The sequence below is a fragment of the Rhizobium sp. L43 genome (assembly GCF_002531725.1).
Taxonomy (GTDB): Bacteria; Pseudomonadota; Alphaproteobacteria; order Rhizobiales; family Rhizobiaceae; genus Rhizobium.
Genome location: NZ_NWSQ01000064.1, coordinates 1 through 6,696, shown reverse-complemented (window position 1 = coordinate 6,696; position 6,696 = coordinate 1). Strand labels below are relative to the sequence as shown.

The 6,696-nt window shown below is 55.7% G+C and carries 3 protein-coding genes and 1 pseudogene; 2 read left to right on the top strand and 2 right to left on the bottom strand.

The annotated features are described in order from the left end of the window. Positions 1-55: 55 nt before the first annotated feature. Positions 56-3,997: a cobalamin-dependent protein gene (locus CO667_RS34060; RefSeq protein WP_096772335.1), complete on the bottom strand. Its 3,942-nt coding sequence runs from the start codon at positions 3,995-3,997 to the stop codon at positions 56-58. 500 nt (positions 3,998-4,497) lie between these two features. Here CO667_RS34060 and CO667_RS34055 point away from each other — a divergent pair, with 500 nt between their 5' ends. After that, positions 4,498-4,794, top strand: a complete 297-nt coding sequence (locus CO667_RS34055) for a hypothetical protein (protein WP_096772334.1) — start codon at positions 4,498-4,500, stop codon at positions 4,792-4,794. A gap of 227 nt (positions 4,795-5,021) precedes the next feature. Further along, positions 5,022-5,747: a hypothetical protein gene (locus tag CO667_RS34050; protein ID WP_096772333.1), complete on the top strand. Its 726-nt coding sequence runs from the start codon at positions 5,022-5,024 to the stop codon at positions 5,745-5,747. A gap of 52 nt (positions 5,748-5,799) precedes the next feature. On the opposite strand, the pseudogene CO667_RS34045 reads toward CO667_RS34050, so the two are convergent. Next, positions 5,800-6,649 (bottom strand): annotated as a pseudogene (locus CO667_RS34045) (RHE_PE00001 family protein); the annotation flags it as partial. Positions 6,650-6,696 lie beyond the last annotated feature (47 nt).

Genomic DNA, 6,696 nt, shown 5'->3' with positions numbered 1-6,696 from the left:
GATTGCGCTTCATTCCCTGGTCCTCTCAATGGGCCAGAGCTTACTTCAAAATGGATTATTTCAACGGGGCAAGGTCACTGCTGTCGGACATTTCAGCAGGAGATGGGTCGCGGGAGTTCTCAGCAGGTAAGAAAATACCATCGAGATCTTGCGAGAGCTGCTTGTAGCTGAGGTAGGCTTCCACTTCTCTACGATCAGTCAAGGGACTGCTTCGGAGCTTCGAAGCCGCGTCAACAAAATCCTTGTAGATCGCAAAATAAGCGAGGCTGACACCTGACCGCAGAGCGAACGCAATTGTTTCGTTGGCGCTCTCGGCGCTGTCATGTTGCCCACCGAGGATGAAGTACCCTTTAGTCTTAATTCCTGCGGCTTTGAGGCGTAGAATCAATGCACATATGTCGTCATTACTGAGTGCCGTCGAAGTCTTGTTTGCTTTCAGCTTTTTCCGCTGCGTCTCATTGCCATGTTCGATCCCGAAGGCCAACATGCTACAGCCCGATCTAACAAGTTGGCCGATAAAGTCGGGAACCTGCTTCTCATATTCGATGAAATCCTCAAAGCGGAAGATGCCCCGCCAACCAAAGCCGCAGGGCGCGCCTTCACGAACGTCGACAAGACCCGCCAGGAAGTCCTTTGCCCATTTGAGATCGTGCAACACGGCAAGCTCACTGTCAGGAGGTCGAGCGGCGATCTGGGGCAGAAGATTGTCGTCGATGAACTGGATACGCAGGTCTTGATGCTCTTGTGCCAACGCCATCAGTTCACTCAGTACAGATCCGGTGGAGCGCCTTCTTTCGCCCCCGCTTAGATTCCTGCGTTCGGTGCAAAAAGTACACTTCCATTCGCAGCCTCGCGACATGACGACGTGCGCTTCTTTATAGGTGCGATTCTTCTTGCGGGTGGGCGCTGGCTCGTAAGCGCCATCTGGACCTCGGAAGACGCGCCTGTCGAGCATCGCAATCGGTTCCCAGGCGTCCGGCAAAGCGTTCTCGATTGCTTTAGGATAAAAGTGCCATTTCTCGCAGTGGGTGTCTAAGAGTCGTTGATTCTTTGGATTTGCGATTACGTCGGCGATTTCCGGCCACGCGCCTGCACTACCCGTCAGAGCCACCAGATCGACGAAATTCTGCTCCGCATTTCCCCTGACAATGAAATCCCAGTCAGCTTGGCCTGCTCCTGAAACCGAAGTTTGCCAGACGCCAAGATTTGCTGCCGGTCCGCCTATGGCAATCATGACATCGGGGGATCGAGCCTTGATGTCGGCAACGATTTGCTGAGTGGACTTTACGGTGCTCAAAACAACATTGAACCCTACCCAATCGAACTCGCCCGCTCGATCCGCTAACTCTTTGGTCAGTGATGGAAAGCGATGACAGTCGGCAATCTCGACAAAATGTCCGGCACGACTGAGCGCGCTCGCAATGAGACCGAGGCCCAACGGGGGCGTGGTGGTGCGAGATGCATTTTTTCGTTCGGCGCTACCTGCGATCTCGATCGGCGGTAGCACGAGCAAGATTCGCCTCACATCTGCAGCTGCGGCTTTTCGAACATCTTCGACTTCCGGGTGCAGCTTCGGTCGAGCTTTGTCCGTCGTCCGATAAAAACTCGCGCCCAGCAGCTCACGCGACCTCGGAAAGTCATTCAAAGTGAAAGGCGTGAAGCCGCCGCGCCAACCTTGCTTAACCTCCTCGTGATAGAGCCTAATGAACTCGCGCTGAAGCCACGGATGAGATCCATCGTAGCGTACAGCGGAGTCAATAATTTCGCCCAGACGCGTTGTCAGGTTCGTACCGGCTATGAACGGTCGGCTCTTATACGTAGCCTCGACACGCGAGCGAAACGAGCGCGAGAACGCTACATCGACGCACGCCCAGCGAATAGTCTCGTCTTCATCGGTTGAGAATGCCCCAAGCACGCGAAGCGCTTTGTCGACCGGCAGGGCACTCAGCATTGCCGCCACCGGGAAGCGCTTATCGCCTCGCCAACGTCTAGGAATTGAACCGGTTCCGAGCGCCTCCCTGATGAAGTCCAGCGTGAAGTCAGGGGAGTATATCCCTTGAAGGGCGCTTTCGCTTGCTAGCCACAGGAACGTAGCAAAGTGCTCAGGTTCGACTTCTGCAAAATCCAGCTGCTGAGCCTGAAAGGCAGTTATTACGGCGGCGAACCTAGGCAACTGGCTGTAGTAATCGCTCTGTCTCAACACGTCTAGCAAAACTGAATGCTTAAGGCCCAACCGGGCAAGCCGTGTCTGAAAATCGCCATCCGCCAGTCCCCGTCGAATGACCTCCTCGATTTTTGTGGTCACCTCATAGTCGTGGGACTGGAAGTCGTTGTCAAATCTGCAGAGGTAGAAAAAGAATTCCCGTAGCAGGAAACCATCGCTGCAAATCTGCCGCCAAACATTAGGCCTTACGAGATTGATAAAATCGTTGATCGATCCCGACACGCTTGACGCGGCCGCCAGGAAGCGCCAGATGACATCCAGTTCCCCCGAGCTGCGCAGGGAGAAGGTCACTCCCCGTTGACTTTCCAGCATTGTATCAAGCGTCAGCGACAATTGGTCGAGATATGCAAGAGCTTCAAGCCCGACTACTCCGTGTTCGATCTTTCCTCGCGCACTAAGTATGTTGAGGGCGGTACAAACGCGCTCCCACTCGGCATAGACCAAGCCGTTCGCGACGATTTCCTCCGCTTGGCGTATGAGCCCGTCTTCAGTTTCAGGATCCTGCAGGGTGATCTTGGCGACTGCCTGTCTTTCCTGCCATGCGACTGATGTCGCAAGTGGCCAATCGCACGCGCTCGCGAATGCTTTCGCGCAGGCTGACCATGTATAGTGCGCTCTCAAGAACGATGCGAGTTCCATGGCACCATGCTTGCGTCGGCTATAGTTCCCAGTGAGGCCAAGGATAGCTTTGCTCATGGTCTCAGCATCGACGGCCTTTTCGCCCGTGAGGGAAATTTCAACCACCCCCTCGCTGCTAACACCGACATTTCCGCCCCAAACGTTGGCCTTCAAGAACTGGAAGAGGCCGGAATGGCTGGAACAGATCAGTGGTACGCCGAGACTGAGAGCTTCCCAACCGGAAAGCCCAAAGCCCTCGTGCCAAGATGGCATCAAGGCGAAATGAGAATTCGCGAGTGTCTTAAATAGACGTCCCGCATCAGCTGTGTACGAAACCGGATCGAGTGAGATGTGCTCGCCATACTCAGAGAGGTTTGCCGGCTCGGCTGCTTCGGGACCAGCTCCGAACAACGTCAAGCAACCTCGATTTAGAAAACGGCTATCCCTGCCCTGATGGACCTCTTTCGCCTTTCGATAAGCAATGGCAACCGCAGAAATTGCTAGCTGCGCGTTCTTAACCCGGTCGTCCTGCTGGCCGAGACGGCCGCTCATAAAGATCTGCCAAGCCGGTTCGTTATTTTCCATGGCGGGCTCTAACGGCGGCACACCGGGGATGAGCATGCTTACGCGCTTTTTGCCAGTTGCGCCATAAGAGCTCTCAGCGAGAAGTGGCCCAACCGCCAGGACGAGGTCCGCACGATCAGCCAATTCAGTCTGCCGAGCTTCCTTCTCCCCTCGCTCTTCGAGGGAAAGCCCTTTCTGTAGGTCGTACTGCTTGTAATGCATATGCTTGATTACAGCAGATCGGACCGTCGGAAGCTTAAGCCCCCTCAGATAGCCAACGGTATCGATTGCCAGGAAACCTGTATGCACGTCATGTCCGACTACAATGACGTCGTTCTGTAAGTTATTAGAAGCCGCAAGTGCCGCGTGGATACGGTTCGCGATGGCCTCCGGGCACCCGAGTTCCTCTCCTGTTTCGACAATAACCTGATCCTCGACCGAGCTTGCCCTCGGCCCCATCACGAGACAGTGGCACAACCCGGTCGAGCCCAGCTCCGCGGCTACCGCCTTGGCAAGGTCCTGATTGAAGACGTTGATACCGCCGTGTGCGCGTCCCCAGTGCGTGGCGAGAAAAAATGCAGAATAACTCATCGTTTACCGCCGGCACCTGAACAATCATCGGATTCGCTTTCGATCGTGACTACCACAACCTGACTCGTGCGAAAATCCATTTGGCAAGCGAGTTTAGGCCAGAAGAAGAACCGGCGCATCGCGGAAATTGTGAGTATTTGTCCTCGGGTTGATTAGGGCCTGCCTTTTTTCTGCGCTCGAGTGCATCGACGGAATTTAGCTTCATGTGGTTTTCCGAAGGCGCGGCGGAGTGGATCGAGGAGGTGCTGCACGTAGTGTCGGACATGCGGCAGTGCCAATCCTGCTGAGCACCAAGACGTGCGCTGCGCCGTATGCGCCGTCCACGCCCCATTGATTTTTCAGTTTCCGCTACTGGGTAGTGCTGGCTGAGGGCTGGATGTGAGCTCACCGAATAGTATCTGACGAGCTCATTGTGAGGCTTTGATGCGGGCGTCATAGGCCATGGCATCAGGGCATCGATGTCTTTGGCGAGGTGGCCGTGGCGGCAGGAACTTCTAGGGATGGAAGCGCTCGATCCCGTCCGGCGGTATGTGAGGATCGGTGAACAACCGTCGACGTGGGGTTACTCCCGCCGCCGGCTCTACGCGCATGACGCACTGTTCCGTGAGAACTCCGATGTCTACGAGGTCCTTCACGAATTCGACTTCGTCTACACGGAAGACAAGAGGCTGTTCTTCTTTCTGGCGATCTTTGGAGAAGAATACGGGATCGATATGAGCGATCCCGACGCTGCCAGTTGTTTCGACTTTCTTGAAAAGCAAAATGGCGGAAGCCCGCTTTACCCTTCGACGGGCTAGCAATGGTCTAATTCTGAGAACCGGCGTTTGTATCAAAGGCATCACACGAACTCCAACACGAGGGGTGGGTTGTACTCCTTTTTCATTTTGAATCCTGGCCCTTTGCATCCGTGTCTGTACAGATGGTATAGTTGTGCGTACTCGGATACTGAGCAGGCGATCGATTGCCTGTCGAGCGCCTGGGCTGCCTTTCCCCAAGCTGACCGCCTATGAACACAGAAGCAAAGATGAAGATTACTGAACGTGCCGTCGCTAAGCTTGCCAATTCAATGCGTATCTACGCAGAAGCGAATGCCAGGTTCAACGAGCTAAAAAAAGTAGACCTAGAGGAAGCCATCGATAATCTCGATCGCGCATTCGAGGCGAAGCTAGAAGCTTTTCACAGCGTTTATGACGTAGATCGAGCGGTTTTCAATTATTTTGATCATGCCGACACCGCGCTTATTTTAATGCTTAGAAATGCGATCCATCACAGAGATCACGAACTGTTCTCCAGCTGGAACAATACGATGGCGCAGGATGGAGGCCCCCATCGGTTCAGCGGCGCCGAATTTTTGATCGCGAGCCACACCTTGGTAGGCGAGGCACATGTCGGACGCCAACTCTACAAGGCCGAAGATTTCCTGTTTCGCCTCGACCCCAGTCAAAATTCACCTGCTCTAGAAGGCAAAATGAGTGCTTTGAACAGAAGCAAGCTTCTGGGACAATTGAAAGCTGACCTCAGCTTCAGCGAATTTTTCTCGAAGGCACGGCGAGAGGGCTACCCTGACAAACAGCTCTATTTCAACGTTATACCTCTCTTCATATCGGCAGTTTGCCGCGTGTTTCGAAGCTTACGGGCAAGAGGCGTGCGGTTCGTGGGATACGATGCGAATGCATATGAGATGCATTTCACGGACGAGCTGAAAGTAGACTTGTCATCCCTGTCCTACGCTACCATCAGGATCAACTGAGTTGATTCGATTCATCGGCTCAATGTGGAGGTTATTTCGTTTAGCCACTTCGCTACGAAATCCCCCACGCTCGAAACCTCCCCCTGCCCGTCATCTCACGCAAGCCCAGCTCCAAAACAATCCGCCGCGCCGCCTGCGGCGTGACGTCGAGCGTCTTCGCCACCATCCCGGCCGACACGAGCGGCTTTGCCATGACGAGCTCGACCAGCTCCGGCAGCTTTGAAGACGTCCGGCGCCCGTCCAGCTTTCGGTCCATCATAGTCTTCGCCAGCACCAGCCGGTCATGCTCTTTCATGCCGATCTCGGCCGCCGCCAAAAGACCTCGCGCGATGGCGAGCATTCGAGTTTCCCGGTCGCGATGGCGGCGCCGATCGACGGGAATGGTTTTGAGGCCGAGGTTAATGGCGGCCAGATGGGCGCCGGTGGTGATGCCGGCCTGGCGCAGGATTGAGGCGCAAAACAGCCGGCCGAGCCAGGGCGCGTGCTGAAGGACGGAAAACTCGTTCCAGGCATCGAGGGCGACAATCGCCTGCAGCACCACCGGCAGGTGTTCGGCCTGGCGGAGCACCCCGCGCCATTCGTCGAGCCGGGCATCCTCGTCCCAGTCGAGATCATAGACCAACGCATTGCGTTCGCGGATCTCGGCTCGGCCCGGCTTTTTCGCCACCGTCGGCATCGTCCCCCTCCCCTTCCCGAACCGGAGCAGGCTCCACGTCGGCTTCCCTTTCAACCTCGCCACCGCCACCCAAAGATGGTCCAGGCCACGCCTGGCGCAGCGAGCGGATGCCGTCGGCAGAGAGCGCCCAATCAGGAGATTGGCCGGCAACCCGCCGGCGGGTGCGCAGCACGTCGCGGGCGATGGTCAGCTCATGGTAAGCGTCCGGCGAATGCATTTTTTGCGTCAACGAGGCACGGTTTAGGACTTGCGGATTAGCTCATCTGCCATGAC

Bases quoted from the DNA above. Each gene is read 5' to 3' on its own strand.
- CO667_RS34060 (WP_096772335.1), bottom strand. From the start codon at position 3,997: ATGAGTTATTCTGCATTTTTTCTCGCCACGCACTGGGGACGCGCACAC.
- CO667_RS34055 (WP_096772334.1), top strand. From the start codon at position 4,498: ATGGAAGCGCTCGATCCCGTCCGGCGGTATGTGAGGATCGGTGAACAA.
- CO667_RS34050 (WP_096772333.1), top strand. From the start codon at position 5,022: ATGAAGATTACTGAACGTGCCGTCGCTAAGCTTGCCAATTCAATGCGT.